Annotated in this window: 27 protein-coding genes and 1 pseudogene; 11 read left to right on the top strand and 17 right to left on the bottom strand. The window is 64.4% G+C overall.

What is annotated here, in order from left to right; translation table 11 throughout:
* Nucleotide 1 precedes the first annotated feature (1 nt).
* Both AC07VH_RS23935 and AC07VH_RS23930 read left to right on the top strand, forming a co-directional pair.
* Nucleotides 2–760 (top strand): type III pantothenate kinase, encoded by a 759-nt coding sequence (locus AC07VH_RS23935; protein WP_494788517.1) that lies wholly within the window; start codon nt 2–4, stop codon nt 758–760.
* Nucleotides 754–1,452 (top strand): SPOR domain-containing protein, encoded by a 699-nt coding sequence (locus tag AC07VH_RS23930; protein ID WP_475416759.1) that lies wholly within the window; start codon nt 754–756, stop codon nt 1,450–1,452. Before AC07VH_RS23935 ends, AC07VH_RS23930 begins: the two co-directional genes overlap by 7 nt.
* Here the strand turns inward: AC07VH_RS23930 and AC07VH_RS23925 are convergent, their stop codons facing one another.
* The 6 genes from AC07VH_RS23925 to AC07VH_RS23900 form a co-directional block, all read right to left on the bottom strand.
* Complete coding sequence (locus AC07VH_RS23925) at nt 1,453–2,496, bottom strand: septal ring lytic transglycosylase RlpA family protein (protein ID WP_475416758.1); 1,044 nt, start codon at nt 2,494–2,496, stop codon at nt 1,453–1,455. It lies immediately after the preceding gene.
* Complete coding sequence (rodA, locus tag AC07VH_RS23920; RefSeq protein ID WP_436520050.1) at nt 2,496–3,611, bottom strand: rod shape-determining protein RodA; 1,116 nt, start codon at nt 3,609–3,611, stop codon at nt 2,496–2,498. The genes AC07VH_RS23925 and rodA overlap by 1 nt, the downstream gene beginning before the upstream one ends.
* 8 nt (nt 3,612–3,619) lie before the next feature.
* Complete coding sequence (gene mrdA / locus AC07VH_RS23915) at nt 3,620–5,590, bottom strand: penicillin-binding protein 2 (RefSeq protein WP_475416757.1); 1,971 nt, start codon at nt 5,588–5,590, stop codon at nt 3,620–3,622.
* A gap of 12 nt (nt 5,591–5,602) precedes the next feature.
* Complete coding sequence (mreD, locus tag AC07VH_RS23910) at nt 5,603–6,115, bottom strand: rod shape-determining protein MreD (RefSeq protein ID WP_077399420.1); 513 nt, start codon at nt 6,113–6,115, stop codon at nt 5,603–5,605.
* Entirely contained in the window at nt 6,112–7,176 is a 1,065-nt protein-coding gene (mreC, locus tag AC07VH_RS23905) for a rod shape-determining protein MreC (protein WP_494788516.1), read from the bottom strand. The genes mreD and mreC overlap by 4 nt, the downstream gene beginning before the upstream one ends.
* 106 nt (nt 7,177–7,282) lie before the next feature.
* Nucleotides 7,283–8,326: a rod shape-determining protein gene (locus tag AC07VH_RS23900; RefSeq protein WP_010393186.1), complete on the bottom strand. Its 1,044-nt coding sequence runs from the start codon at nt 8,324–8,326 to the stop codon at nt 7,283–7,285.
* A gap of 351 nt (nt 8,327–8,677) precedes the next feature.
* On the opposite strand from AC07VH_RS23900, the gene gatC reads away from it, so the two are divergent.
* From gatC to AC07VH_RS23870, 6 genes and pseudogenes are all read left to right on the top strand, one after another.
* Nucleotides 8,678–8,980 (top strand): Asp-tRNA(Asn)/Glu-tRNA(Gln) amidotransferase subunit GatC, encoded by a 303-nt coding sequence (gene gatC / locus AC07VH_RS23895; protein WP_076568266.1) that lies wholly within the window; start codon nt 8,678–8,680, stop codon nt 8,978–8,980.
* Nucleotides 8,981–9,033: 53 nt separating this feature from the next.
* Nucleotides 9,034–10,530, top strand: a complete 1,497-nt coding sequence (gene gatA, locus AC07VH_RS23890; RefSeq protein ID WP_494788515.1) for an Asp-tRNA(Asn)/Glu-tRNA(Gln) amidotransferase subunit GatA — start codon at nt 9,034–9,036, stop codon at nt 10,528–10,530.
* Nucleotides 10,531–10,578: 48 nt separating this feature from the next.
* Nucleotides 10,579–12,042 (top strand): annotated as a pseudogene (gene gatB, locus AC07VH_RS23885) (Asp-tRNA(Asn)/Glu-tRNA(Gln) amidotransferase subunit GatB); the annotation flags it as partial.
* 189 nt (nt 12,043–12,231) lie between these two features.
* Complete coding sequence (locus AC07VH_RS23880) at nt 12,232–12,615, top strand: BlaI/MecI/CopY family transcriptional regulator (RefSeq protein WP_475416754.1); 384 nt, start codon at nt 12,232–12,234, stop codon at nt 12,613–12,615.
* Nucleotides 12,612–13,859: a M56 family metallopeptidase gene (locus AC07VH_RS23875; protein WP_494788514.1), complete on the top strand. Its 1,248-nt coding sequence runs from the start codon at nt 12,612–12,614 to the stop codon at nt 13,857–13,859. Before AC07VH_RS23880 ends, AC07VH_RS23875 begins: the two co-directional genes overlap by 4 nt.
* A gap of 85 nt (nt 13,860–13,944) precedes the next feature.
* Nucleotides 13,945–14,982: an oxidoreductase gene (locus AC07VH_RS23870; RefSeq protein WP_494788513.1), complete on the top strand. Its 1,038-nt coding sequence runs from the start codon at nt 13,945–13,947 to the stop codon at nt 14,980–14,982.
* Between the two features lie 19 nt (nt 14,983–15,001).
* On the opposite strand, the gene AC07VH_RS23865 is transcribed toward AC07VH_RS23870, so the two are convergent.
* From AC07VH_RS23865 to AC07VH_RS23850, 4 genes are all read right to left on the bottom strand, one after another.
* Entirely contained in the window at nt 15,002–15,466 is a 465-nt protein-coding gene (locus AC07VH_RS23865) for a carboxypeptidase regulatory-like domain-containing protein (RefSeq protein ID WP_494788512.1), read from the bottom strand.
* A gap of 65 nt (nt 15,467–15,531) precedes the next feature.
* The gene (locus AC07VH_RS23860; RefSeq protein ID WP_326458128.1) at nt 15,532–15,723 is read right to left on the bottom strand and encodes a YqaE/Pmp3 family membrane protein; all 192 of its coding nucleotides are present in this window, start codon (nt 15,721–15,723) and stop codon (nt 15,532–15,534) included.
* A gap of 95 nt (nt 15,724–15,818) precedes the next feature.
* Entirely contained in the window at nt 15,819–16,688 is an 870-nt protein-coding gene (locus AC07VH_RS23855) for an alpha/beta fold hydrolase (RefSeq protein ID WP_494788511.1), read from the bottom strand.
* A 21-nt stretch (nt 16,689–16,709) separates the two neighbouring features.
* Entirely contained in the window at nt 16,710–17,603 is an 894-nt protein-coding gene (locus AC07VH_RS23850) for a LysR family transcriptional regulator (RefSeq protein ID WP_070222806.1), read from the bottom strand.
* 125 nt (nt 17,604–17,728) lie between these two features.
* On the opposite strand from AC07VH_RS23850, the gene AC07VH_RS23845 reads away from it, so the two are divergent.
* Together AC07VH_RS23845 and AC07VH_RS23840 are read left to right on the top strand one after the other, a co-directional pair.
* Entirely contained in the window at nt 17,729–18,472 is a 744-nt protein-coding gene (locus AC07VH_RS23845; protein WP_489628942.1) for a sulfite exporter TauE/SafE family protein, read from the top strand.
* On the top strand, nt 18,370–18,732 hold the full coding sequence (locus tag AC07VH_RS23840; protein ID WP_475416748.1) for a GNAT family N-acetyltransferase: 363 nt from the start codon (nt 18,370–18,372) through the stop codon (nt 18,730–18,732). Before AC07VH_RS23845 ends, AC07VH_RS23840 begins: the two co-directional genes overlap by 103 nt.
* On the opposite strand, the gene AC07VH_RS23835 is transcribed toward AC07VH_RS23840, so the two are convergent.
* Together AC07VH_RS23835 and pyrE are read right to left on the bottom strand one after the other, a co-directional pair.
* Complete coding sequence (locus AC07VH_RS23835) at nt 18,668–18,994, bottom strand: low molecular weight protein tyrosine phosphatase family protein (protein ID WP_475416747.1); 327 nt, start codon at nt 18,992–18,994, stop codon at nt 18,668–18,670. The genes AC07VH_RS23840 and AC07VH_RS23835 overlap by 65 nt on opposite strands.
* 13 nt (nt 18,995–19,007) lie before the next feature.
* A complete protein-coding gene (gene pyrE, locus AC07VH_RS23830; protein WP_475416746.1) occupies nt 19,008–19,670 on the bottom strand; it encodes an orotate phosphoribosyltransferase in 663 nt (220 codons plus the stop codon).
* Nucleotides 19,671–19,779: 109 nt separating this feature from the next.
* Between pyrE and AC07VH_RS23825 the strand changes: the two genes are divergently transcribed.
* Complete coding sequence (locus tag AC07VH_RS23825; RefSeq protein WP_436544100.1) at nt 19,780–20,556, top strand: exodeoxyribonuclease III; 777 nt, start codon at nt 19,780–19,782, stop codon at nt 20,554–20,556.
* Between the two features lie 166 nt (nt 20,557–20,722).
* Here AC07VH_RS23825 and AC07VH_RS23820 read toward each other — a convergent pair whose 3' ends face one another.
* From AC07VH_RS23820 to metX, 5 genes are read right to left on the bottom strand one after another with little or no spacing between them, the layout of a single operon-like run.
* Nucleotides 20,723–21,625 carry a pseudouridine synthase gene (locus AC07VH_RS23820; RefSeq protein WP_494788510.1) on the bottom strand — a complete coding sequence of 301 codons (903 nt, stop codon included), beginning with the start codon at nt 21,623–21,625 and terminating at the stop codon, nt 20,723–20,725.
* A gap of 1 nt (nt 21,626) precedes the next feature.
* Nucleotides 21,627–22,529 carry a M48 family metallopeptidase gene (locus AC07VH_RS23815; protein WP_494788509.1) on the bottom strand — a complete coding sequence of 301 codons (903 nt, stop codon included), beginning with the start codon at nt 22,527–22,529 and terminating at the stop codon, nt 21,627–21,629.
* Nucleotides 22,510–23,769 (bottom strand): AmpG family muropeptide MFS transporter, encoded by a 1,260-nt coding sequence (locus AC07VH_RS23810; protein ID WP_494788508.1) that lies wholly within the window; start codon nt 23,767–23,769, stop codon nt 22,510–22,512. Before AC07VH_RS23810 ends, AC07VH_RS23815 begins: the two co-directional genes overlap by 20 nt.
* Entirely contained in the window at nt 23,769–24,380 is a 612-nt protein-coding gene (metW, locus tag AC07VH_RS23805; RefSeq protein ID WP_475416742.1) for a methionine biosynthesis protein MetW, read from the bottom strand. The genes AC07VH_RS23810 and metW overlap by 1 nt, the downstream gene beginning before the upstream one ends.
* Complete coding sequence (gene metX, locus AC07VH_RS23800) at nt 24,377–25,576, bottom strand: homoserine O-succinyltransferase MetX (protein ID WP_494788507.1); 1,200 nt, start codon at nt 25,574–25,576, stop codon at nt 24,377–24,379. Before metX ends, metW begins: the two co-directional genes overlap by 4 nt.
* Between the last annotated feature and the right edge of the window lie 51 nt (nt 25,577–25,627).

Here is a 25,627-nt window from a genome sequence, read left to right as displayed (position 1 = left end):
CATGCTGCTGCTGATCGACGCCGGCAATACGCGCATCAAATGGGCGCTCGTCGCCGCCGACAGTGCCGCCGGCGGCTGGCTGGCCAGCGGCGCCGTCGCGCATGCGCAGATCGACACCCTGGCCGCGCAGTGGGCGCCACTGGCCATCAGCGAGGCACTGCTGTCGAATGTGGCGGGCGCCGTCATCGGCGCGCGCCTGCGCGCCATGCTGCCGGTCGTGCCACGTGACTTTGTCTCGCTGCCGCAGCTGGCGGGACTGAGGAACGGCTACCGCGCGCCGTCGCAGCTGGGCTGCGACCGCTTTGCCGCCGCCATCGGCGCGCACGCGCTGGCGCCTGGGCAGGCCGTCATCGTCGCCAATTGCGGTACCGCCACCACCATCGACGCCATCACGGCCGATGGCGTGTTCCTCGGCGGGATGATCTTGCCGGGACTGGGATTGATGGCCAGTTCGCTGGCGCGCAACACGGCGCAGCTGCCGCACATCGCCAGCGGCGCCATGCTGCCGGCCGGCTTTGCCGACAATACGGACGACGCCATCCTCTCCGGCTGCCTGGCGGCGCAGGCGGGCGCCATCGAACGGGCCGTGCGCATGCACGGCGCCAGCGCCTGCCTGCTGTCGGGCGGCGCCGCAGCGCGCATCGCACCGGCCCTGGCGCTGGCGGTGCCGCTGCACCTGGTGGACAATATCGTCATGCTCGGCCTGCAGGCGGCCGCGCGCGCCGGGGCTGCAGGAACACAAGGAAACCACGTATGCTGAAATTCGTCTTCTGGCTGCTGGCCGGCGTCAACCTGCTGGTGCTGGCCATCGGCCAGGGTTATCTGGGCAGTTTTCGCAGCGAGACGCGCGAACCGGCGCGCCTGAAAAACCAGCTGCAGGCGGGCAAGCTCACCTTGCTGACGCAGGAGCAGGCCACGGCGCCCGCCGCGCCGCCGGCTGCCGAAGAAGCTGAGAAGCCGGCAGCGGCCACGCCGACGCCGCCGACCACGTATGCCTGCACGGAAGTGGGCAATTTCCTGCTGGCCGACGGGCGCCGCTTCGAAGCGCAAGTGGCGGCGCTGGACCTGGGCGACCGCCAGTCGCGCCGCAACGTGGCCGGCCAGGACATTTCCAGCTACATGGTGTACATCCCGCCGCAAGGCAGCAAGGAAGGCGCCGACCGCAAGGCCGGCGAATTGAAGCAGCTGGGCGTGACGAATTACTTCATCATGAATGAAAGCAGCCCGCTGCGCTGGGGCATTTCATTGGGCGTATTCAAGTCGGAAACGAGCGCGCAAAGCCAGCTGGCATCGCTCAACAAACAGGGCGTGCACAGCGCCCGCGTCGCGCCGCGCTACAGCGCCAGCAAGCAGTTCGCCTACCAGTTCCGCGGCCTCGACGCCGCCACGCGCGCGCGTCTCGAGAAGATCAAGGCGCAGTTCCCGGAACAAGACCTGCGCACTTGTAAATAACTACCTTTGGATCACGATGGGCTTGATGCCCGTCGATTCCGGCAAATTCGCCGCCGCCCGTGCCGCCTCGGCGCGGCTGGCAAACGGTCCGCCGTACAGGCGGAACAGGTTACCGGCCTGCACCACGCCCAGGGTACCGAGCGCCGCCGCGTACGGCGCCAGGCGCGAACGGCCCGATTCCGCATTGTCGGCGCGCGAATAGGCGCCCAGTTGCAGATAGAAACCGCTGGCCAGCGCCGCCGGTGCCGGCATGGCCACCGTCGCATCGACGGGCAGCATCTGCGACGACACTTCCGGCTGCACCACGGCGCCCGTTTCCACGGGCGTGTCGATGGAGATGGCCACCACCGACGGCACCGGCTTGGGTGCCGCGCGGGCGGCCAGGATGGCGTCGATATCGGCCGGCAGCAGGCGTTCCACGACCACCTGGTGGCTGCCCTTGCCGAGGAAGCCCAGTTTCAGCGCCGCCGTGTAGGATACGTCGATGACGCGCGTGGCGTGGAACGGACCGCGGTCGTTGATGCGCACGATCACCTGCTCACCGCTGTCGATGCTCGTCACGCGCGCATACGATGGAATCGGCAAGGTCGGGTGGGCCGCCGTCATCTTGTACATATCGTAGATTTCGCCCGACGAGGTGCGCTGGCCATGGAATTTCTTGCCATACCAAGTGCCCGTGCCCTTCTGCGTGAACGGTTCGTTGTCGGTGATCGGCGTGTACGTCTTGCCGAAGACGACGTAGGGACGGTTCGAGCGCGTCGAATACGGCTCGTTGCGCACTTCCGCGTCGGGCACGTCACGCAGGTTGGCAGGCGGATTGTCGCCCGGGCCATCGTCCTTGTAGTAGCCGCCGCGCCCGGAGCCGGCCGCCGGCAATGCCGGCAAGGTGGGATCCTGGCGCACGGGCACCTTGACCTTGCCGCCGGAGGGCAGCGGCACGTTGTTCGATGCGGGCTTGTGCGGCGCGGTGCCGCAGGCGGCCAGGGTCAGCAGGACGACAAGGCTCAGCCCGCGCGTGGCGAAGGTATCGAAAGGCGCCCGCATCAGGTCTGCACCAGCTTGCGGTGGCGCTGAATGCTCATCAGGATGCCGGTGGCCACGCCCAGGGTCAGCAGCGCGGTGCCGCCATAGCTGAGGAATGGCAGGGGGACGCCGACCACCGGCACGATGCCGCTGACCATGCCCATGTTGACAAACGCATACGTAAAGAAAATCATAGTTATCGCTCCTGCCAGCAGGCGAGTGAAAAAACTGGGGGCGTTGGCGGCGATCATCATCCCCCGTCCCACCAGCAGCAAATACATCAGCATCAGAATCAGATTACCCACCAGGCCGAACTCCTCCGAATACACGGCGAAGATGAAGTCGGTGGTGCGCTCCGGAACGAATTCCAGGTGGGCCTGCGTGCCGTGCGTCCAGCCCTTGCCCGTCATGCCGCCGGAACCGATGGCGATGATGGACTGGATGATATGGAAGCCCTTGCCCAGCGGGTCCTTGGTCGGGTCGATCAGCATCATCACGCGGTCGCGCTGGTAATCATGCAGGTGCGACCAGGCGATCGGCAGGCAGGAAACAAAGGTGATCAGCAAGCCGGCCAGCACCTTCCACGACAGGCCGGCCAGGAAGATGACGGTAAAGCCGGCCGCCACCACCAGCAGCGCCGTGCCCAGGTCGGGCTGGCGCGCGATCAGGTACACGGGCACCAGCAGCAGCACGGCCGCCATCAGGAACGATTTCCAGCGCAGGGCGCCCGCATTGTGCTGGAAGAACCAGGCCAGCATCAGCGGCGTGGCGATCTTCAGGAATTCGGAAGGCTGGATGTCGATCACGCCGATATGCAGCCAGCGCCGCGCACCGAGCTTGATGGTGCCGAACAGCGCCACGGCCACCAGCAAGATCACCGACACCGTGTACACCGGCACGGCGATGCGCATCATCATCTGCGGCGTGACGTTGGCCGCCACCCACATGACAAAAAAGCACAGCAGGATATTGCGCAAATGGTCCTCGATCTTGCCGGGGATGCCGATGCTGGCCGAATACAGGGTCAGCAGGCTGGTGCACAACAGCATCAGGATGATGATCATCAGCGGCGGATCGAACACCGCCAGGTAGGGTTTGGCGCGCCGCCACAGCGAGCGCCTCTCGTTAATGGGCATGTGCTTCCTTATTGCCTGGCAGGCGGCGCCGGGGCGGCCTGCTCGTCGGTGATTTCTTCCAGGGTGCGCACTTCGTCGACATCTTCCTTGGGCACCTTGGTGGTGTCCTTTTCCTTGTCGCTCGGGCGCTTGCCCAGCAGGTAGTAGTCGAGCGCCTTGCGCGCGATCGGCGCGGCCACGCCGGCGCCGAAGCCCGCGTTTTCCACTACGATGGCGATCGCGATGCGCGGCTTGTCGGCCGGCGCGAAGGCCGTAAACAGGGCGTTGTCGCGCAGGCGTTCGGCCAGCAGCTTGGCATTGTACTTCTCGTTTTTCTTGATGCCCACCACCTGCGCCGTACCCGTCTTGCCGCCCACCGTGTACTGCACGCCGGTGAAGATGCGCGCGGCCGTGCCGCCCTGCTCGCTGGTCACGCCCACCATGGCGCGCTTGATGATGTCGATGTTTTCCTGCTTGAGCGCGATGCGGTAGCTTTCCTTGGGCACCGTCAGGGTGCGCGCGCGCGTGGCCGCGTCTTCGATGATCTTCACCAGATGCGGCTTCATCACCACGCCGTTATTGGCCAGGTTGGCCGTCGCGTGGGCGATCTGCAGCGGCGTGTAGGAATTGTAGCCGGAGCCGTTACTCACCGAAATCGTGTCGCCGCCCACCCATTTTTTCTGCTGCGGCGTCTTGAAGCGGTTGCGCTTCCATTCCGTCGACGGCAGCACGCCCGTCTTTTCGTTATTCAGGTCGATGCCCGTCAGCTGGCCGAAACCGAACGGCTTCATGAAGTCGTGGATGGCGTCGATGCCCATGTCGCGGCCCAGCTGGTAGTAATAGGTGTTGCACGAGACGACGATGGACTTGTGCATGTCCACCGTGCCATGGCCGCCCACCTTGTCGTCGCGGAAGGTGTGGCCGCCGAGGATGAAGAAGCCGGGATCGGAAATCGACTGGCTCGGCGTGCGCTTGCCCAGTTCCAGCGCGGCCAGCGCCATGAAGGGTTTGAAGGTCGAGCCGGGCGCGTAGGTGCCCGACAGGGGACGGTTGACCATCGGCCGGTCCAGCGAGGTATTGAGTTCGTTCCAGCTTTGCTGGTCGATGCCGTCGACGAACAGGTTCGGGTCGTAGCCTGGCTTGGAGACGTAGGCGAGGATGTCGCCCGTGGCAGGATCGATCGCCACGGCCGCGCCACGCCATTCGCCGAACGCTTCCTCGACCACCTTCTGCAGTTCGATGTCGATCGACAGGATCAGGTTGTTGCCGGGGGTGGCCGCCGTGCGCGACAGGGTGCGCATGGCGCGCCCGCCGGCCGACACTTCCACTTCTTCGTAGCCGGTGGTGCCATGCAGCTGCTTCTCGTAGCTTTTTTCCAGGCCCTCCTTGCCGATATGGTCGGTGCCGTTGTAGTTGGCCGCGTCCTCGCCCTCTTCCAGCGCCTTGGCCTCATTGCGGTTGATGCGGCCGATGAAGCCCACCACATGCGAGGCGATTTCGCCCATCGGATACTGGCGGAACAGGCGCGCCTGCACTTCCACGCCGGGGAAGCGGAAACGCTGCGCCGTGAAGCGCGCCACTTCCTCATCCGTCAGGCGCGTGCGCAGCGGCACGCTGACGAAGTTCTTCGATTCTTCCAGCAGCTTCTTGAAGCGGCGGCGGTCCTTGACGTCGATCTGCACCAGGGTCGACAGCTCGTCGATCACCGAATCGAGGCTGGCGCTCAATTTCGACGGCGTGATTTCCAGCGTGTAGGCCGAGTAATTGCGCGCCAAGACCACGCCGTTGCGATCGAGGATCAGGCCGCGCGTGGGCACGATGGGCACCACGGCGATGCGGTTGTCCTCGGCCTTGGTCGCGTAGTCCTCGTGCTTGATCACCTGCAGCCAGATGAAGCGCGCCAGCAGCAGCGAAAAGCAGACGAAGACGAGCGCGCCCAGGATGGTCAGGCGCATGCGGAAAAAATGCAGTTCGCGCTCGGTATTTTTCAGTTCGGTCATGGCAGGCGCCCGTCAGATCGGCCGGTTATGGTCGCGGTCCACGGCGCGGCGCTGCGGCGCCAGCAGGATCCACGTCACTAAAGGCCACAGGGCGACGGCGACGAAGCTCTCGATGAAATTGAGCCAGCCGGGGAAACGGCCCGAGACGATCAGCCGCGTCAGCAATTGCAGCGCCTGCGTCAGCAGCAGCAGCGGCAGCACGTGCAGCGCCTGCGTCAGGATGGGGAACCACAGCACGCGGCGGTGCATCATGATGGCGAAATACGACAGCAAGGTATAGGCCAGCGCATTCTCGCCCAGCAGGGTCGAGTCGTGCACGTCCATCATCAGGCCCATGAAGAACGCCACGCCGATGCCGACCTTGCGCGGCTGGTGGATGCCCCAGAAGACCAGCACCAGGGCGACGAAATCGGGCACGCCGACGAACTGCCCCCATGGCAGCAGGTTCAGCAGAAAAGCGCACAGCAGGGAAAAACCGATGAACAGGGGGCTGACCGGCAGCAGGATGTAATGCGGGCGGTTCATCGTGTCGCTTCCTTCGGTGGCACGGCGGCAGGTGCTGGCGTTGTTACGGGCGTTGGTGCAGGTCCTGCCGGCGCCGCCGGTTTCGGCGCGGCGCTGGCGGGCGGCTTCGCGGCGGGGGCTGTCGCGGCGGCGGCGGCAGGCTCCTTGGCCGGGTCCTTGATCGGCGCCATCTTGCCGGCGATCTTGCGGCCCGTCTTGACTTCCTCGGTCGGTGGGCGCGGCGGAATCTCGGGCGACGTCATCAGGATGAGCAGCTGGGTGTTGCGTTCGATGCCGGCCAGCGGCTGGCACACCACGCGGCCGAACGGGCCATGCGCATTGCGCTCGACCAGGGTCACGCGCGCCACGGCCAGGCCGGCCGGGTACAGGCCGTCGAGGCCCGAGGTAATGACGATGTCGCCGATCTGGATGTCGGCGCTGGGGGCCGTGAAGCGCAGTTCCATGGTGCCGGACTTGCCGCGCCCGATGGCCACGCTGCGCACGCCATTGCGCAGCAGCTGCACGGGAATGGCCTGCTCTTCGTCCGTCAGCAAGGTCACTTCGGAGGTGAACGGGAACACGCGCGTGACCTGCCCCACCACGCCGAGATTATCGATCACGGGGCGGCCCAGTTCCACGCCATGCTGGATGCCACGGTCCAGCACGATCTTACGCGTGGCCGAGTCGCGCGTGTCATACAGCACTTCGGCCATCATGGTCTTGACGGGCACGCGCTCGCGCGCTTCCATCAGCTTGCGCAAGTGGTTGTTTTCAACGATGTTGAGTTGCGCCTGCTGCAGGATCTGCGCCGAGGCGATCTGTTCGTGCTTCAGGTCGCGCACCTGTTTTTCCAGGGCGGACAGCGAAGAAAAGTAGTTGCCGACGCCCAGCGCCACGTCGCGCGGCACCAGGGCCGCCATCTGCACCGGATACAGCACGGTGCCGACGGCCTGGCGCACGGCCGTCAGCGCGTGCATGCGCGAATCGACCAGCAGCAGGGCGATAGAAATGCCGGCGAACACCATCATCTTGACGCGGGCGGAGGCGCCTTGTTTGAAAAGTGGCGGAGGACTGTATTCCATGACATCCAGTAATCAGGCGCAGTGCGCCAACGTGCGGGCCCCGGGCAAACGCCGGTGCCAAAACCAAAAAAAGGCCGGAAACTGAAGTTCCGGCCCTTCTGTCAGATTATTCGTAGGAGAAGATCGAGCCGAGCTTGTCCATACGTTCCAGTGCCATCCCGGAACCGCGCACCACGCAGGTGAGCGGGTCCTCGGCCACCAGCACCGGCAGGCCGGTTTCCTCCATCAGCAGGCGGTCCAGGTCGCGCAGCAGTGCGCCGCCGCCCGTCAGCATCATGCCTTTTTCGGCGATGTCGGCGCCCAGTTCCGGCGGCGTCTGTTCCAGCGCGTTTTTCACGGCCGAGACGATGTTGTTCAGCGGATCGGTCAGCGCTTCGAGGATCTCGTTGCTGGAAATGGTGAACGAACGGGGGATGCCTTCGGACAGGTTGCGGCCCTTGACTTCCATTTCCTTCACTTCCGAGCCAGGGAAGGCCGAACCGATGGCCTTCTTGATGGCTTCGGCCGTCTGTTCGCCGATCAGCATGCCGTAGTTGCGGCGGATGTAGTTGACGATGGCTTCATCGAACTTGTCGCCGCCGACGCGCACGGAACCCTTGTAGACCATGCCGCCCAGCGAGATGATGCCCACTTCCGTCGTGCCGCCGCCGATGTCGACCACCATCGAGCCGGTCGCTTCCGACACGGGCAAGCCCGCGCCGATGGCCGCTGCCATCGGTTCTTCGATCAGGTACACCTGCGAGGCACCGGCGCCCAGGGCCGATTCGCGGATCGCGCGGCGCTCGACCTGGGTCGAACCGCACGGCACGCAAATGATGATGCGCGGCGATGGACGGAAGAATTTCGAGTCGTGCACCATGCGGATGAATTGCTTGAGCATCTGCTCGGTCACGGTGAAGTCGGCGATCACGCCATCTTTCATCGGACGAATCGCTTCGATATTGCCCGGCACCTTGCCCAGCATCTGCTTGGCTTCCTTGCCGACTGCCTGAATGGTCTTCTTGCCATTCGGACCGCCTTCCTGGCGGATGGCGACGACGGATGGCTCGTCCAGGACGATACCGAGGCCGCGTACATAAATAAGGGTGTTGGCCGTGCCCAAGTCAATGGCCAGATCGGTGGAGATATACCTGCGTAAAAAACCAAACATGAGTGTCCTGTAGCGCATCGAGCTGCGCAAAAGCTGTTTATGGGGAGTTTCAAAGCGGGCGCTTTCAGGCACCCTGAAAATCCGTGGAGGCGATTTTTCCGGGTTTCGCTTGGCGCTTGCGCAATCTTTTCTATGCTGCGGCAGCGGTCCATCAGCGCCGGCAACGCATTAACCCGCCATTCTACCTTATAATTTGAATGCGATTTGCTCAAAAACCATGGAAAAGTGCGACTCTTGCAGCCGCGAGTTACGCGGCATTCCTCGATTTTTGTGAGCAAAATAGCAGTAAATACCCGCGTTTTATCAAAACGCCAACTTAATACTAATGCGCGGCACTCCGCGCCATTCGCCATGTCCCTGACACTCTCCGACGTAAAACGCATCGCCCACCTGGCCCAACTTGAAATGGCCGACGACCAGGCCGTCACGTCTTTGGCCCAATTGAACAAGATTTTCGCACTGGCCGAACAAATGCAAGCCGTCAATACCGATGGCGTGGCGCCCCTGAGCCACCCGCTGGCCGCCCACATGGACAATATCGCCCTGCGCCTGCGCGAGGACGTCGCCACGGAAACGAATCGCCGCGACGCCTACCAGGCCGTGGCACCGAAGGTACAGGATGGCCTGTACCTGGTGCCCAAGGTTATCGAATAAACACGCCGTTGCGCCGTTCCCGCCTTCTTGCCGAATATCAAAATAGAAACGCCATGCATACAAAATCCATCAAACAGCTGTCCACGCTTTTGCAGAACAAGGAAATTTCCGCCGTTGCACTGGCGACGCATTTCCTCGACCGCATCGAAGCGGACAACTCGAACGCCTTCCTGCACGTCGACCGTGCCCTGACCCTGGCGCAAGCTGCCGACGCCGATGCGCGCATCGCCGCCGGCACGGCCACGCCGTTGACGGGCGTGCCGATCGCGCACAAGGACTTGTTCGTCACGAAAGGCTGGCGCACGACGGCCGGCTCGAAAATGCTGGCCAACTACGCCAGCCCGTTTGACGCCACCGTGGTGGAAAAATTCCAGGCGGCCGGCATGGTCACCTTGGGCAAGGTCAACTGTGATGAATTCGCCATGGGTTCCGGCAACGAGAACTCGGCCTTCGGCGCCGTGCAGAACCCGTGGGACAAGACGGCCGTGCCGGGCGGCTCGTCCGGCGGCTCAGCCGCCGCCGTCGCGGCCGGCCTGGCGCCAGCGGCCACCGGCACCGATACGGGCGGCTCGATCCGCCAGCCAGCCGCCTTCTGCGGCATCACCGGCATCAAGCCGACGTATGGCCGCGTCTCGCGCTTCGGCATGATCGCCTTTGCCTCGTCGCTGGACCAGGGCGGCCCGATGGCCCGCTCGGCCGAAGACTGCGCCCTGCTGCTCACCGCCATGGCCGGCTTCGACGAACGCGACTCGACCAGCCTGTCGCCGGAACAGGGCGGCGTGGCGGAAGATTTTTCGCGCGACCTGGAGCAACCCCTGACGGGCTTGCGCATCGGCGTGCCGCGCGAGTACTTCGGCGAGGGCCTGGCCAAGGATGTGGAAGCGGCCGTGCGCGGCGCGCTGGCGCAGTATGAAAAGCTGGGCGCCACCCTGGTCGACATCTCGCTGCCCAACACGGCCCTGTCGATTCCCGCCTATTACATGATCGCGCCGGCCGAAGCGTCGTCGAACCTGTCGCGCTACGACGGCGTGCGCTACGGCCACCGCGCCGCCGAGTACAAGGACTTGCAGGACATGTACAAGAAGTCGCGCGCCCAGGGCTTCGGCCCGGAAGTGCAGCGCCGCATCATGGTCGGTACCTATGTGCTGTGCCACGGCTACTACGACGCCTACTACCTGAAGGCGCAAAAGATCCGCCGCCTGATCGCGCAGGATTTCGACGCCGTACTGAATGGCCCGGACGCCGTCTGCGACGTCATCATGGGCCCCGTCGCGCCGACCGTCGCCTGGGACCTGGGCGACAAGACGGACGACCCGGTGGCGAACTACCTGGCCGACATCTACACCCTGTCGACCAGCCTGGCCGGCCTGCCCGGCATGTCGATACCGTGCGGCTTCGGCGCAGGCGAGAAAAACGGCAAGCGCCCCGTCGGCCTGCAAATCATCGGCAATTATTTTGGCGAAGCGAAGCTGCTGAACGTGGCCCACCAGTTCCAGCAAGTGACGGACTGGCATACGCGTGCTCCAGGCAACGCAACTGCCGGCATCTAAGAAAAAAATTCGCGCCGCCCAGGCGGCGCCACCAAACTAAGCGAGAACACTATGCAATGGGAAGTCGTCATCGGTCTTGAGAACCACGTGCAGCTCACGACCGAATCCAAAATTTTCAGCGGTTCGCCGATCAAGTACGGCGCCGAAGCCAACACGCAGGCCAGCCCCGTCGACCTGGCCCTGCCGGGCGTGCTGCCGGTGATGAACAAGCAAGCCGTCGACCGCGCGATCCGCTTCGGCCTGGCCGTCGGCGCCACCGTCGCGCCGCACTCGGTCTTCGCCCGTAAAAACTATTTCTATCCCGATTCGCCCAAGGGTTACCAGATCAGCCAGTTCGAAGACCCCGTCGTCATCGGCGGCGCCCTGACCTTCGGCTACGAAAAGGATGGCGAATTCGTCACCAAGACGGTGAACCTGACGCGCGCCCACCTGGAAGAAGACGCCGGGAAGTCCTTGCATGAAGACTATGCCGGCATGAGCGGCATCGACTTGAACCGCGCCGGCACGCCGCTGCTGGAAATCGTCTCGGAGCCGGAAATCCGTAGCGCCGCAGAAGCCGTGGCCTACGCCAAGGCCCTGCACTCGCTGGTCATGTGGCTGGGCGTCTGCGACGGCAACATGCAGGAAGGCTCATTCCGCTGCGACGTCAACGTCTCCGTGCGCCCCGTCGGCCAGAAGGAATTCGGCACACGCTGCGAGATCAAGAACCTGAACTCCTTCCGCTTCATCGAGGAAGCCGTGCACGTGGAAGTGCGCCGCCAGATCGAACTGATCGAGGACGGCGGCAAGGTCGTGCAGGCGACGCGCCTGTACGATCCGGACCGCAAGGAAACGCGCGAAATGCGCAGCAAGGAAGACGCCCAGGACTACCGCTACTTCCCGGACCCGGACCTGCCGCCGCTGGTCATCTCGCAAGAATGGATTAACACGGTCAAGGCATCGATGCCGGAACTGCCGGCCGCCATGCGCGCCCGCTTCATCAGCGAATACGCGCTGCCGGACTACGACGCGCTGGTGCTGACGCAGTCGAAGGCCATGGCCACCTATTTCGTCGCCGTGGTCGAGAAGGCCGGCAAGGAAAACGCCAAGGCCGCCGCCAACTGGCTGATGGGCGACGTGTCGTCGACCCTGAACCGCGAAGGCGTGGACCTGGACGACTCCCCCGTCTCCGCCGCCCAGCTGGCAGCCATGCTCAAGCGCATCGCCGACGGCACGATCTCGAACAAGGCGGCAAAGGAAGTCTTCGCCGGCATGTGGGAAGCGAAGTCAAACGACGAGCACCTGGTCGACGCCATCATCGACGCCAAGGGCTTGAAGCAGATCTCGGACTCGGGCGCGCTGGAAGCCATCGTCGATGAAGTGCTGGCGGCCAACGCCAAGTCGGTGGAGCAGTACCGCGCCGGCAAGGAAGCGGCCATCAATGCGCTGATCGGCCAGGCCATGAAGGCGTCCAAGGGCAAGGCCAACCCGGCCCAGCTGACGGAACTGCTGAAGGCCAAGCTGGCGGGATAATTTTCACTCGCCCCAAAAAAAGACGCTGCGGCGTCTTTTTTTTGCCTGCCGGGTCTCCTCATAAACAAGCTTGTCTACGTTTTATGTCACGTCTGACAGGCGTTTATACGCCACTGAAAATTAAAGTATACATTTTTGTCTACAAGGTTTAATCTAGCCCTATTGAATTTCAGGCAAGAGGAAAACCGCATGACCAAGACGCACGACATCCCGAAACCGACGGCAGCCGAACTCGATCTGCTGCAGGCGCTGTGGCCGCTGGGTGCGGCCACAGCCAAGCAGGTGCACGAGGCGATGGCGCTGGCCAAGCCGGCCATCACGTATGGCACCGTGCTGCGCCTGATGCAGATCATGCACGGCAAGGGCTTGCTGATCCGCGACGAAAGCCAGCGCTCGCACGTGTATGCGCCGGCGCAGGCCCAGGACAGCCTGCAGACGAATTTGCTCAAGGAATTGATGCAGAAAGCCTTCGCCGGTTCGGCCAAGGCGCTGGTGCTGGCGGCGCTGCGCACGGGCGTGTCGCGCGCCGAACGCGCGGAAATCGAAAAAATGCTCAAGGACGATCCATCATGAGCGGCTTCGTGCCGGCGCTGGGCTGGACCCTGCTGCACTTCCTGTGGCAAGGGCTGCTGATCGGCTGCGCCACGGCGCTGGCGTGGGCGGCCCTGCGCAATGCGCGTCCGGAGGCACGCTACGCCGTCGGTTGCGGCGCCCTGCTGGCCTGCCTGGCGTGGCCGGCGGCGGGCTTGTATCTGCGCCTGGCCGGGGCCGATGCCACGGGCGCGCTGTACTCCAGCGCCTTGCTGCCCGCCGCCCTGCTGGCGCCCGACAGCCTGCCCGACCTGGACCTGCTGCTGCGCGCCGTCGTCGGCGTGTGGGCCCTGTGCGCCGCCGTGCTGGCCGTGCGCATGGCGCTGGGCATGCTGTGGATAGAGCGCAGCGCCAGGAACACGGGCACCGCGCATGCAAAACTGCAGACAAGGCTGTCGCGCATGGCGCACGATGCCGGCGTGGCGCGGCCCGTGCGGCTGCGCGTGCTCGACAACATCGCCAGTCCGCTCACGGCCGGCATCTGGCGCCCCATGGTGCTGGTGCCCGCGGCGCTGCTCACCGGCATGCCGCCGCACCTGCTCGATGCGCTGCTGGCGCATGAACTGGCGCACATCCGGCGCCACGATTATCTGCTCAACCTGCTGCAAAACGCCATCGAGGCGCTGCTGTTCTTCCACCCTGCTGTCTGGTGGATTTCACGCGGCGTGCGCCTCGAACGCGAACATATTGCAGATGATTTCGCAGCAAGACAACTGGGCGAACCGCGGCGTCTGGCTCTTGCACTCTCGGAACTGGAACGTCTCCAGTTCTCAACCCACCACCTGGCCCAGGCGGCCAACGGAGGAGATCTTATGTCACGTATCAAACGATTGCTGCGCCCCGCACCACAAGCCCTGAACTGGAAGGCGGCCGTGCCGCTGCTGGCATTGGCCGGCGCCTGCCTCGGCATCTACGGCCAGGCCGTCGCCGCCGACAGCGCACCCGTGCTGGAGCGCCGCCCCGTCATCGACTTTGGCGTGTGCGGCAAACCGGTCTACCCGGCCGCATCGCTGCAGGCGAAGGAAGAGGGTACGGTCAACCTGTCCTTTGACGTGAGTGCCGCCGGCAAGGTAACGGGTTCAAGCGTGGTCAAGAGCAGCGGCCATCCGGCCCTCGACGAAGCGGCGCGCAGCGGCATCGCCAAGTGCACGTTCAAGCCGGCCCTCGCTGGCGACAAGCCGGTCAGCGCCAGCGTCAAGGTGCAATACGTCTGGCGCCTGAACTAATGTCTGCGCGGCGGCAGGCAGCAGCGCTACCGCCGCCCGCTTGCGGGTATGATCATGGATTCTTCCACGCACCTGTGAACACGCCATGAACAAGATCAAAACCGGCCTGGTCGGCTACGGCTTTGCCGGCTCCACCTTCCACGCTCCCGTCCTGTCCGCCATCGATGCCCTGGAACTGGCGGCCGTCGCCTCCAGCAAGCCCGAGCTCGTGCACAAGGATTGGCCGCACGCCACCGTGTATGCGGAAGCGGCGCAGCTGTTTGCCGATGCCTCGATCGAACTGGTCGTCATCGCCGCACCCAACGAGGCGCACTTCAGCCTGGCGCAGGCGGCCCTGCAGGCGGGCAAACACGTGGTGGTCGACAAGCCCTTCACCATTTCCAGCGCCGAAGCACAGAGCCTGATCGCGCTGGCGAAAGAGCGCAAGCTGGTGCTCAGCGTGTATCACAACCGGCGCTGGGATGGCGACTTCCTGACCCTGAAAGCACTGCTGGCGCAAGGCACCCTGGGGCGCATCGCCAGCGTCGAATCGCACTTCGACCGTTTCCGCCCCGAGATCCGCCAGCGCTGGCGCGAATCCGGCGCGCCGGGCGGCGGCTTGCTGTACGACCTGGGTCCGCACATGCTGGACCAGGCCATGCAGCTGTTCGGCCAGCCGGAAAAGCTGTATGCCGATATCGTCCTGCAGCGCGATGGCGCGCAAGCCGTCGACTACATGCACATCGTTTTGTATTACGAGCGGCTGCGCGTGGTGCTGCAAGCGGGCTGTCTGGTGAAGGCGCCGACGGCGCGCTTCGCCGTGCATGGCGACAAGGGCAGTTTCGTGAAATTCGGCCTCGATCCGCAGGAAGATGCCCTGAAGGCGGGCGGCAGGCCGGGCCAGCCCGGCTGGGGCGTCGATCCCGTGCGCGGCGCGCTGCACCTGGGCACGCAGCCGGACGGCCATTGCGAACACCTCGAAATGCAGGCGGGCCGCTACCAGGACTTTTACCAGGGCATGGCCGACGCCATCCGCCACGGCGCACCGGCGCCCGTGGCGGCCGAGGATGCGGCAGCGACGATACGCCTGATCGAACTGGCGCTGCAAAGCGCCGCCGAAGGGCGCGTGCTGGCGGTCAGCTGATCGGGCTGCCGTCGCCGCATCAAGGCCGGCCCTGGTTCGTTCCCGCCGGCCAGACCAGCTCCACGCGCGCGGAACTGCCCGCCTTGATCTGTACCTTGCGCTCCAGCGTCTTGCCAGCCAGGGTGGCGCGCAGGCTGTAGCTGCCGGGCGCCAGTTTTGCCAGCAGGAAGGGGCCGCTGGCCGTCGTGTCCAGCACCGGATTACCCTTGGCATCGCGTATTTCCAGCTTCACGTCGGAGGCAAATTCCGCCTTGCCCGCCGCCTGCACGGAAAACACGAGACTCAAAGGCCAATGCCGGCTGGCGCTCTTGATGGCCGTCGACTCATCGAGGCCGATGCCGCCGCTCAGGTACTCCACCGCCCCGCTCTTCTGCACGGGCGGCAGTGCGCCGTCGGTTTGGGCCTGCGCCGCACTTCCCAGCAACAGCCCGGCGGCCAGCATCGCCGCCGCCAGGCCCAGGGTACCGCATCTGTTCAATGCCATCTCACTCTCCTCATGTCGGTTGAATCAAGATAGGAAGCGCAGCTTAAACAGGACTTAGCCCCACATCAACGCCGGCGCATGGCGTCGGCGATCTTCTGGTCCGTCTTGTACTGGCTCAGCGCATACACAGCCCAGATCGTGGCCGGCAGCCAGCCTATCACGGTGATTTGCAGGATCAGGCAAATGATGCCGGCGATCGGGCGGCCGATCGTGAAAAAGGTCAGCCATGGGAGTAACAGGGCAATCAGCAAGCGCATCGTTCGTTCCTTGAGTATTCCCCTGTGCCGCGGGGACCGGGCCGGCATGCGCCGGCGGTAAATTCAGTTAATCCGATTATAACGATACCCGGCCCTCACGCCTGCACGGGTGCCAGCAGTTTTTCCATCCAGTCCAGGATGGCGGCAAAGATCGCCTCGCGGTTCACTTCATTGAAATTCTCGTGATAGTTGGCCGGATAAAAATGATAGTCGAGCAGGCCATCGGGCACGCTGCGCAGCAGGCTTTCCGTGGCGCGGCTGTCGGCCAGCTTGTCGTCGCCCGCCACCGCGGCGAACAGGGGGAAACGCCAGTCTGACAAGCCGCCCGCCAGCGCCTTTTGCGCCGACGTCAGCGCATGGGCGAAACGTACCGACGCGGCACTGGCGCGGATGCCATCGCGCTCGTCCTGAAAATGGCGCGCGGTGATGGTCTGGTCATGCGTGAGCAGCATGGTCAGGTTACCCAGCGGCACTTTCATCGTCGGGAAGCGCTGCGCCAGCCAGCCGGACAGCATCTGCAACACCTTCGGCACGGGTATCGCATTCACGTAATACGGCGATGAAATCACAAATCCCTTGATGGCCAGGTCGCCCGCAAAGCGCCACAGCCCCAGGTGCGTGGCGATCAGGCCGCCCATGGAGTGGCCCATGACGAATACGGGCACGCCCGGATACGTCTGCTTGACCCAGGCGAGGAACAGCTCCTCGTCGTCGAGGAAGGCGTCGAACGAGGGGATGTCGACCTTGCGCTTGCCGTCGTGGCCCACCATGTCGAAGCTGACGGTGGCGATGCCGTGCTGGCGGAAGTATAGCGCCGGCGTGACGTAGTCGCCCGCATGCGCCATGCCGCCGTGGATCGCCAGGATCACGGCGCGCGGGGGCTGTGGCGGCTGCCAGATGTGGATGGGCCGCTCGACCCGGTCGCTGCACAGCAGGCTGGCCATCTTGTCTTCTGAAAAACGCATCGCTGCTCCTGTCATGCCCTGTCACGCCTTCAGATGATCGATCAACTGGCGCGCATACAGGGGTAATTCACTGAACTGGCGCACGCAGATCGTCAGATTGCGTACCGACCAGGGATCGGATAATTCCAGGCAGCGCAGCGCCATCGTCTGCTGGCAGCGGCTGGCCGCCGCCAGCGGCACCACGCTGATGCCCACGCCGCTGGCCACCATGCGGCACACGGCATCGAAGCTGCGCAGGCGCACGCGCACCTTCAAGGGGCGTCCCAGGCGCGCCGCATGCATGCCCAGGTACTGCTGCATCGCGCTGTCGTCGGCCAGGCCGATGAAATCGTGATCCAGCAGCGTGGAGAACGCGACGACGCCATCCTGGCCCAGGGCGCGGTGATGCACGCCGTCGGCCGCGGCGATCACCACCAGCCGGTCGGGGCGGAACAGAAACGTCTGCAAGCCGCGCATGTCGACCGAGTCGGACACGATGCCCATGTCGGCCAGCCCTTCCGAGACGGCCTTGACGATATCGTAACTGAGGCGCTCTTCCAGGTCGATGGTCAGGTTCGGATGACGGTCGAGAAAAGCGCCTAGCGCCTCGGGCAAAAATTCGCTGAGCGCGGCCGTATTGCACAGCAGGCGCAACTGCCCTTTCAAGCCGCGTGCAAATTCGCCGAGTTCGCCACGCATTTTCTCCATTTGCAGCAATACGAGGCGCGCGTGATGCAGCAAGGTCTGGCCCACGGGCGTCGGCTCCACGCCGCGCCGCCCGCGCAGCAGCAAGGGCATGCCCAGCATCTCTTCCATGCCGCGCACGCGCGCACTGCTGGAGGCCAATGCGAGATGGCTGCGCGCGGCGCCCGCCGTCAGGCTGCCCGCTTCCACCACGTTGACGAACAACTGCAAATCGACCAGATCAAAGCGCATGGCGGCTCCCCTTTTCAGCATCTTACCAGCCTTCGTATTTTACTGAGGCTGACTCAAAATAATCCACCTTGGCGAAACCGCCCAGCGCGCGCAGAATCCACGCAATTCACTGTGGAATAGAAAAAATGGAGACGTCATTCCTGCTGGCCGTCGGCGCCAGCTTCCTCGTCGCTGGCTTCGTCAAGGGCGTAGTCGGATTGGGCTTGCCGACGGTGGCCATGGGCACGCTCAGCCTCGTCATGCCGCCCGTGCAGGCGGCGGCCCTGCTGATCGTGCCGTCGATGGTGACGAATGTCTGGCAGCTGGCGGCCGGCCCCGGCCTGCGCGCCCTGCTGCGGCGCCTGTGGCCCATGCTGGCGGGCGTCATGGCCGCTACCGTGGCGGGCGGCGCCCTGCTGCCGGCCGACAGCGGTGCCTGGGCCGGCGTCGCGCTGGGCGTGGTGCTGATGCTGTACGCGCTGGCCGGCCTGTTTTCGCTGCAGCTGCGCGTACCGGCGCGGCACGAAGCGTGGCTGGGGCCATTGGCGGGCGCGGCGACGGGACTGGTGACGGCCGCCACGGGCGTGTTCGTGATCCCCGCCGTGCCGTATCTGCAGGGACTGGGCCTGGCGCGCGATGCGCTGGTGCAGGCGCTGGGCCTGGCCTTTACGGCATCGACCGTGGCGCTGGCGGCCAGCCTGGCCCTGCACGGCGACTTCAGCCTGGGCGCAGCCGGCGCTTCCGCGTATGCGCTGCTGCCGGCGCTGGCCGGCATGCTGGCCGGTCAATGGCTGCGCGGACGCATCGCGCAGCTGGTATTCAAGCGCTGCTTTTTTATCGGCCTGTTCGCCCTGGGCCTGCATGCGGTGGTCAAACCATGGCTGGCGTGATCCAAGTAACGGCTTTGGGAGAGCATGCGCTGTCGGCCTGCATCGACGGGCAGCAGGTGGCCATGCTCGATTTCAGTCCCTGCGGGGCGCAAGCCACGCTCAATATGCTGTTCGTGAAACCGCCGTTTCGCCATCGCGGCGTGGCCAGGGCATTGATGCGCGAAATCCAGCGGCGCTATGCGCAGGTGCGCTGGGTCAATCGAGGCCGAGAATGGACGCGACCGACAGTTCGAGCTGCTCGACCAGTTCCGGCTGCATGAATTGATACTCGTCGGGGATATCGAGCACGTGGATGGTCTTGTGCTCGAGCAGACGGCCAAACTGCGCGCGCAGGCGCGACTTGTGCTTCTCTTCCATCACGAAAATCACCTCGCACCAGGCCAGGTCATTCGCATTGACGGGATGGCGCGCGTTCGTGCTGGTGCCGCCCGAACGCACGGACAGGGCGGGATGGCTGCGCCATACCCGCTCCGCCGTGGGACTGCGCCACTGGTTGCGGCTGCAAACGAACAGGACGTTCAAGCGCGCCTGAGCCTTAGATACCGTAGCGCGCGCGGTAGGCGGAGACAGCTTCTTTATGTTTCAGCAGTTCCGGATCGGCGCCCGCGCCGTTCAAGTAGCCGAACAAGTCGTCCAGGTTGCCGATCGAGATGACGGGAATGCCGTACTGTTTCGACACTTCCTGCACCGCCGAACTTGGCGACAGCTGGCCGTCCGGGCCCGAGCGCTCCATGCGGTCCAGGGCGATCAGCACGGCGCATGGCTCGGCGCCGGCGGCGCGGATCATGTCCACCGATTCGCGCACCGAGGTGCCGGCCGAGATCACATCGTCAATGATGACAACTTTGCCATGCAGCTTGGCGCCGACGATGGTGCCGCCTTCGCCGTGATCCTTGGCTTCCTTGCGGTTGAAGGCGAACGAGGTGTTACGGCCCTTGCCGGCCAGCGCCACGGCGGTGGCCGACGCCAGGGTGATGCCCTTGTAGGCGGGGCCGAACAGCATGTCGAACTCCACGCCCGAGTCGAGCAGGGTCTGCGCGTAGAACTGCGCCAGCTCGGCCAGGGTGGCGCCGTCATGGAACAGGCCCGCATTGAAGAAGTACGGCGATGATCGCCCGGCCTTGGTGGTGAACTCGCCGAACCGCAAGACTCCCTTGGATACTGAAAACGCGATAAACTGCTGGCGTAAATTATTCACATTAGCCTCATTTTTTAAAAGTCCCTGTATTTTAATCCGCGCGCAGCGGCGAGACAATCGCCATGCCGCGCCCGCCGGCCCCGTCCAGCGCCCTTTTCACTTTCGACCTATGCCAAAAATTATCTCCGCCAACCTGAACGGCATCCGTTCCGCCGCCAAAAAAGGCTTTTTCAACTGGATGGGCACGCAGACGGCCGATTTCATCTGCGTGCAGGAATTGAAGGCGCAGCTGCCCGACATGACGCCTGAATTCCTCAACCCGCACGGCTACCATGGCCATTTCCACTATGCCGAGAAAAAGGGTTACTCCGGCACGGGCGTGTACAGCAAGGTGGAACCGGACGCCGTGCATATCGGCTTCGGCAGCCCCGAATTCGACGCCGAAGGCCGCTACGTGCGCTGTGATTTTGGCAACCTGTCCGTCATTTCCGTGTACTGCCCCTCCGGCTCGTCCGGCCCGGAGCGCCAGGAAGCCAAGTTCCGCTTCATGGAACTGTTCCTGCCGCACCTGCTGGAATTGAAGGCGCTGGGCCGCGAAGTGGTCATCTGCGGCGACTGGAACATCGCCCACCATGAAATCGACCTGAAAAACTGGAAGGGCAACAAGAAGAATTCCGGCTTCCTGCCGGAAGAGCGCGCATGGCTGACGCGCGTCTTCGACGAAGTGGGCTTCGTCGACGTGCACCGCGGCCTGGACAAGCGCGAAGACCAGTACACGTGGTGGAGCAACCGCGGACAAGCCTACGCGAAGAACGTGGGCTGGCGCATCGATTACCACGTCGCCACGCCAGGCATCGCGGCCCAGGCGCATACGGTCAGCGTCTACAAGGACGAGCGGTTTTCCGATCACGCGCCGCTGATCATCGACTACACGCTCAAGGGCTGATCTTTGACACATCGCGGGTGTTGTCGGCTTACACGCTTGGCGCTAAGCCGACCTACGCCAGCACGCGCCGGCTTTCAAATTTGTCGGATCTGCCGTAGGTCGGATCAGGGCCGCAGGGCCGTAATCCGACAACATGGTTGACGCGCCAATCAATGGGGGTGTCTGGTTATGCCAGCATGCGCCGGCTTTCGAAATGGCGCGCCTCGCCGCTCAAGGGGTCGGTGAACTCGATCGCGCGCGCCAGCAGCTGCAAGGGCTGCGACATGTCGTCTTCCTTGCACGGCAGCGCCACCGGGTAAAACGCATCGTTGACGATGGGGATGCCCAGCGAGGCCAGGTGCACGCGCAGCTGGTGCTTGCGCCCCGTGTGCGGCTGCAGGCGGTACAGATTCACGCCGCCACGCTCTTCGATCACGTCGATGACGGTTTCCGAATTCGGCTCGCCTGCTTCCTCGCGCATGAGGAAAAACTGCTCACCCTCGACCATGCGGCTGCGGTACGTGAATGGAAAATCGCGTCCCGCCAGCACGGGCGCCAGCGCCTCGTACGTCTTGCGCACTTCGCGGCGCTGGAACAGCGACTGATAAGCCCCACGGCTGGCGATCTGGCACGAAAAAATCACCACGCCGGCCGTCTCGCGGTCGAGGCGGTGGATCGGCGTCAGCTCGGCGCAGTCCAGGTTTTTCTTCAGGCGCGTCAGCAAGGTCTCCTGCACGAAGCGCCCGCCTGGCGTCATGGGCAGGAAATGCGGCTTGTCGACGACGATCAGATGCTCATCCTGGAACAGGATCTCCTCGTGAAAAGGGATCGGCGTTTCCCGTTCCAGCTCGCGGTAGTAAAAAATGCGCATGCCGCGCTTGTACGCGCTGTCAGGCGTCAGCACGGCGCCGTCGCCATCGACCACTTCGCCGCGCGCCATGCGGTCCCGCCATTGCGCGGCGCTGATGTGCGGGTAGCGCTCGACCAGGAAGGCGAGCATGTCCGGCCACTGCCCCTCCGGCAGCCACAGGTAGCTGGCTGCCACGCCGTCGCGCATGGGCAACGGTGCGGCCGCGTGACGCTTGGCCATCCTAGCGCTGCGCGATGGCGTTGCTGCGGTACGGCGGCAAGGCGTCCACGCTGACGCCCTTGCTGCGCGCATACAGGGGCAGCACTTGCGCCATGTGGCTGTTCATCTGCGAGATGCGGTCCTTGCCCGACGGGTGCGTCGAGAGGAATTCCGGCGGCGCGCCCTTGCTCACTGCCGCCATTTTCTGCCACAGGATGACGCCGGCGCGCGGGTCGAAACCGGCGCGCGCGGCCAGATCCATGCCGATCAGGTCCGCCTCGCGTTCATCATCGCGCGAAAACTTCAGCATCACGCCCTTCGCCGCCATATTCGTGGCGGTACTGGTCAGATTCGGGTCAACGCCGAGCCAGGCCGACAGGCCCGCGCCGGCCAGCTTGGCGCCCACGGCGGCCAGGTTGCCCTTGCCCGCCTGCGCCTGCGAGTGTTCGCGCAAGGCGTGGGAAATCTCATGGCCCATGACGATGGCCACTTCGTCGTCGGTCAGATTCAGCTTGCTGATGATGCCGCTGTAAAAAGCGATCTGCCCGCCCGGCATGCAAAAGGCGTTGACCTCATCCGAGTTGAGCAGGTTGACCTGCCAGTTCCAGCTGGCCGCCGCCTCGTTCCAGCGCGTGGCGAACGGGATGATGCGCTGGGCGATGGCGCGCAGGCGTTTGACCTGCGGGTCACTGTCGGGCACCAGCGCATTTTTTTCCTTCGCCTCGTTGACCAGCTGCGTATATTGCTGCTTCGACTGTGCATTGAAATCGGCGCCGCCGGCAAAGATGCGCGAAGTCGACAAGGGACGCACCTCGATGCCATCCTGTACCGTCGCCTGCTGGGCTTGGACGGACAGGGGCGCCAGCGCGGTGGCCGTGCACAGGCTGGCTAGGATGGTGTAACGTTTAAGGGATATTGGTGCCATTGGCAGACCTCCATGGAGCGATTTTAGGCAGCATCATCATGGCCGGGAAGGCCAGGAAGAAGCACACGATGAAAAACGAGAACCAGCCCAATTCCGCGACCAGAAAGCCCACCGAGGCATTGATCAGGGTGCGCGGCACGGCGCTCAGGCTGGAAAACAGGGCATATTGCGTGGCCGTGTAGCGCGGGTCCGTGCTGCGCGACAGGAACGCGACAAAGGCGGCCGCGCCCAGGCCCAGGCTGGCGAACGCTTCAAAACCGATCACGGCGCTGAGGAGCATGGTGTTCGGCCCCACCTGCGCCAGCCAGGCGAAACCGAGAATGGCGATCGCCTGCAGCGCGCCGAATACCCACAGGCCCCGGTTGATGCCCAGCTTGAGCATCCACACGCCACCCACCACGCCGCCGGCCAGGCTGGCCCAGAAACCCGTGGTATTGGCGGCCAAGCCGATCTGCGTCATGCTAAAACCCAGGTCCAGATAAAACTTCGTCGCCAGCGCCGTCGCCATGCTGTCGCCGATCTTGTAGAGTAATACGAAGGCGAGGATCCACATTGCGTTACGCCAACCATCGCGCGCGATGAATTCCTGGAACGGCAGGATGATCGCTTCGCGCATGGTCTTCGGCGGCGAGCCGTACACGGTCGGCTCCCTGATCAGCAAAGTGCACACGAGACCCGGCAGCATGAAGGCGGCCGTGATCCAGAAGACGGGCTGCCACGGCATGCGGTCGGCCAGGATCAGCGACAGCGCGCCCGGCACCATGCCCGCCACTTTATACGCGTTGACGATGACGGCCGCGCCCAGGCCCTGCTCGTTATCGGACAGGATTTCGCGCCGGTAGGCGTCGATGACGATGTCCTGGCTGGCCGACAGAAAGGCCACGCCGCCGGCGGCGGCCGCGATCAGGCCGATCTGCGTGAGCGGGTCCAGCATGCCCATGCCGCCGATGGAAAAGAACAGCGCCACTTGCGTGAGCGCCATCCAGCCGCGCCGGCGTCCCAGTCCCAGGATGCGGTAGCGGTCCATCAGGGGCGCCCACAGGAATTTCCAGATGTACGGGAACTGCACCAGGGCGAACAGCCCCAGCGCCTTGACGTTCAAGCCCGACTTGGCCAGCCATGCCTGCAGCAGGTACAGCAGGATGAACAGGGGCAGGCCGGAACTGAAGCCCAGCACCAGCACGGCCAGCATGCGGCCATTGGCATAGGAACGCCATCCTGGCGCCGGGCTGACATTCATCAATGCACCGCTTTTTTACGCAGGCGGAAGACGGCCAGATCGCCGCGCAGGTTGGGCAGCACGGAAACCATCTTGCCTTCGGCCAGGGCCACGCAGTCGATCACTTCCAGGCCGCATTCCTCTGCCAGCTCGCGGAAGTCGTTGATGGTGGCGCAGCGCACGTTGGGCGTGTCGTACCATTGGTAAGGCAGCGACTTCGACACGGGCATGCGGCCTTTCAGCAGTGCCACGCGGTGCGGCCAGTAGGCAAAGTTGGGAAACGAGACGATGGCCTCGGCGCCCACGCGCACGATGTCGCGCAGCAGCGGCTCGACCTGCTTCATCATCTGCAGCGACGACAGGCACAGCACCGTATCGAAGCTGTTGTCGCCGAAGATGGCCAGGCCCTTTTCCATGTCCTGCTGGATCACGTTCACGCCGCGCAGGGTGCTGGCCAGCACCTTGTCGTCGGCGATCTCGATGCCGTAACCGCTGCACTCCTTGTCGCTTTGCAGATACTGCAGCATCACGCCTTCACCGCAACCCACGTCCAGCACGTGCGCGTTGTCCGGCACCCAGTGGGCGATGAAGGCCAGGTCGGGGCGCAGCGCGCTCAATTCGTCAAAAGTCATGCTGTCTCCTTCGCGCCCTGGCGGACGGCGGTGTTCTGTACTGCGGCGGACGCGCCCGCGCCGATGTCGTTCCAGACCTGGCCATAATAGGCGCGCACCATGTTCATGTAGCGCGGATCTTCCAGCAGGAAGGCGTCGTGGCCGTGCGGCGCGTCGATTTCGGCATACGTGACCTGGCGGCGGTTGCAGACGAGCGCCTCGACGATTTCGCGGCTGCGCTCGGGCGAGAAGCGCCAGTCGGTGGAAAACGAGGCGAGGAAGAACTTGGCCTTCGTGCCCGACAGGGCCTTGGCCAGGTCGCCGCCATGCGCGCGCGCCGGGTCGAAATAGTCGAGCGCCTTGGTGATCAGCAGATAGGTGTTCGCGTCGAAGTACTCGGAGAACTTGTCGCCCTGGTAGCGCAGGTACGATTCGATCTCGAAATCGATGCCGAAGCCGAATTTGTAATCGCCCGTCTGCGCCGCGTCGCGCAGCTTGCGGCCGAATTTTTCGGCCATGTCGTCATTCGACAGATACGTGATGTGGCCCACCATGCGCGCCACGCGCAAGCCGTTCTTCGGCACCACGCCGTGCGCATAGAAGTCGCCGCCCCGGTAATCGGGGTCGGACAGGATGGCCTGGCGCGCCACGTCATTGAAGGCGATGTTCTGCGCCGACAGCTTGGCCGTCGAGGCGATCACCACGCAGTGACGCAGCCGTTCGGGAAACATGATGCTCCACGCCAGCGCCTGCATGCCGCCCAGCGAACCGCCCATCACGGCGGCGAACTGCTTGACGCCCAGTTCATCGGCCAGGCGCGCCTGGGCGCTGACCCAGTCTTCCACCGTGACGACGGGGAAGCTGGCGCCATACGGCTTGCCGGTGGCGGGATTGGTGTGCATGGGGCCCGTCGAACCGAAGCAGGAGCCGAGGTTGTTGACGCCGATGACGAAGAATTTGTCCGTGTCGAGCGGCTTGCCGGGACCGACCATATTGTCCCACCAGCCCGTGCTCTTCGGTTCGTCCGCGTAGACGCCGGCCACGTGGTGCGAGGCGTTCAGGGCATGGCAGACCAGCACCGCGTTCGATTTGTCGGCGTTCAGGGTGCCGTAGGTTTCATACATCAACATATAGTCCCGCAGCGATGCGCCGCTTTGCAGCTGCAGGGGTTGCGCAAAATACATGGTTTGCGGCGAAACGATTCCAATGGATGACATGTGTGTCGGTTTATAAAAGGGGGGCGGCCCCACGGGCCATGGTCGATGCAG

Source organism: Janthinobacterium sp. GW821-FHT03C10 (genome assembly GCF_059420865.1).
This window is presented reverse-complemented; position numbering and strand designations above follow the sequence as displayed.

What these genes read in the sequence shown, in the direction of transcription:
- AC07VH_RS23935 (WP_494788517.1), top strand. Translation starts at nt 2, where the DNA reads ATGCTGCTGCTGATCGACGCCGGCAATACGCGCATCAAATGGGCGCTC.
- AC07VH_RS23930 (WP_475416759.1), top strand. Translation starts at nt 754, where the DNA reads ATGCTGAAATTCGTCTTCTGGCTGCTGGCCGGCGTCAACCTGCTGGTG.
- AC07VH_RS23925 (WP_475416758.1), bottom strand. Translation starts at nt 2,496, where the DNA reads ATGCGGGCGCCTTTCGATACCTTCGCCACGCGCGGGCTGAGCCTTGTC.
- rodA (WP_436520050.1), bottom strand. Translation starts at nt 3,611, where the DNA reads ATGCCCATTAACGAGAGGCGCTCGCTGTGGCGGCGCGCCAAACCCTAC.
- mrdA (WP_475416757.1), bottom strand. Translation starts at nt 5,590, where the DNA reads ATGACCGAACTGAAAAATACCGAGCGCGAACTGCATTTTTTCCGCATG.
- mreD (WP_077399420.1), bottom strand. Translation starts at nt 6,115, where the DNA reads ATGAACCGCCCGCATTACATCCTGCTGCCGGTCAGCCCCCTGTTCATC.
- mreC (WP_494788516.1), bottom strand. Translation starts at nt 7,176, where the DNA reads ATGGAATACAGTCCTCCGCCACTTTTCAAACAAGGCGCCTCCGCCCGC.
- AC07VH_RS23900 (WP_010393186.1), bottom strand. Translation starts at nt 8,326, where the DNA reads ATGTTTGGTTTTTTACGCAGGTATATCTCCACCGATCTGGCCATTGAC.
- gatC (WP_076568266.1), top strand. Translation starts at nt 8,678, where the DNA reads ATGTCCCTGACACTCTCCGACGTAAAACGCATCGCCCACCTGGCCCAA.
- gatA (WP_494788515.1), top strand. Translation starts at nt 9,034, where the DNA reads ATGCATACAAAATCCATCAAACAGCTGTCCACGCTTTTGCAGAACAAG.
- AC07VH_RS23880 (WP_475416754.1), top strand. Translation starts at nt 12,232, where the DNA reads ATGACCAAGACGCACGACATCCCGAAACCGACGGCAGCCGAACTCGAT.
- AC07VH_RS23875 (WP_494788514.1), top strand. Translation starts at nt 12,612, where the DNA reads ATGAGCGGCTTCGTGCCGGCGCTGGGCTGGACCCTGCTGCACTTCCTG.
- AC07VH_RS23870 (WP_494788513.1), top strand. Translation starts at nt 13,945, where the DNA reads ATGAACAAGATCAAAACCGGCCTGGTCGGCTACGGCTTTGCCGGCTCC.
- AC07VH_RS23865 (WP_494788512.1), bottom strand. Translation starts at nt 15,466, where the DNA reads ATGGCATTGAACAGATGCGGTACCCTGGGCCTGGCGGCGGCGATGCTG.
- AC07VH_RS23860 (WP_326458128.1), bottom strand. Translation starts at nt 15,723, where the DNA reads ATGCGCTTGCTGATTGCCCTGTTACTCCCATGGCTGACCTTTTTCACG.
- AC07VH_RS23855 (WP_494788511.1), bottom strand. Translation starts at nt 16,688, where the DNA reads ATGCGTTTTTCAGAAGACAAGATGGCCAGCCTGCTGTGCAGCGACCGG.
- AC07VH_RS23850 (WP_070222806.1), bottom strand. Translation starts at nt 17,603, where the DNA reads ATGCGCTTTGATCTGGTCGATTTGCAGTTGTTCGTCAACGTGGTGGAA.
- AC07VH_RS23845 (WP_489628942.1), top strand. Translation starts at nt 17,729, where the DNA reads ATGGAGACGTCATTCCTGCTGGCCGTCGGCGCCAGCTTCCTCGTCGCT.
- AC07VH_RS23840 (WP_475416748.1), top strand. Translation starts at nt 18,370, where the DNA reads ATGGCTGCGCGGACGCATCGCGCAGCTGGTATTCAAGCGCTGCTTTTT.
- AC07VH_RS23825 (WP_436544100.1), top strand. Translation starts at nt 19,780, where the DNA reads ATGCCAAAAATTATCTCCGCCAACCTGAACGGCATCCGTTCCGCCGCC.
- AC07VH_RS23820 (WP_494788510.1), bottom strand. Translation starts at nt 21,625, where the DNA reads ATGGCCAAGCGTCACGCGGCCGCACCGTTGCCCATGCGCGACGGCGTG.
- AC07VH_RS23815 (WP_494788509.1), bottom strand. Translation starts at nt 22,529, where the DNA reads ATGGCACCAATATCCCTTAAACGTTACACCATCCTAGCCAGCCTGTGC.
- AC07VH_RS23810 (WP_494788508.1), bottom strand. Translation starts at nt 23,769, where the DNA reads ATGAATGTCAGCCCGGCGCCAGGATGGCGTTCCTATGCCAATGGCCGC.
- metW (WP_475416742.1), bottom strand. Translation starts at nt 24,380, where the DNA reads ATGACTTTTGACGAATTGAGCGCGCTGCGCCCCGACCTGGCCTTCATC.
- metX (WP_494788507.1), bottom strand. Translation starts at nt 25,576, where the DNA reads ATGTCATCCATTGGAATCGTTTCGCCGCAAACCATGTATTTTGCGCAA.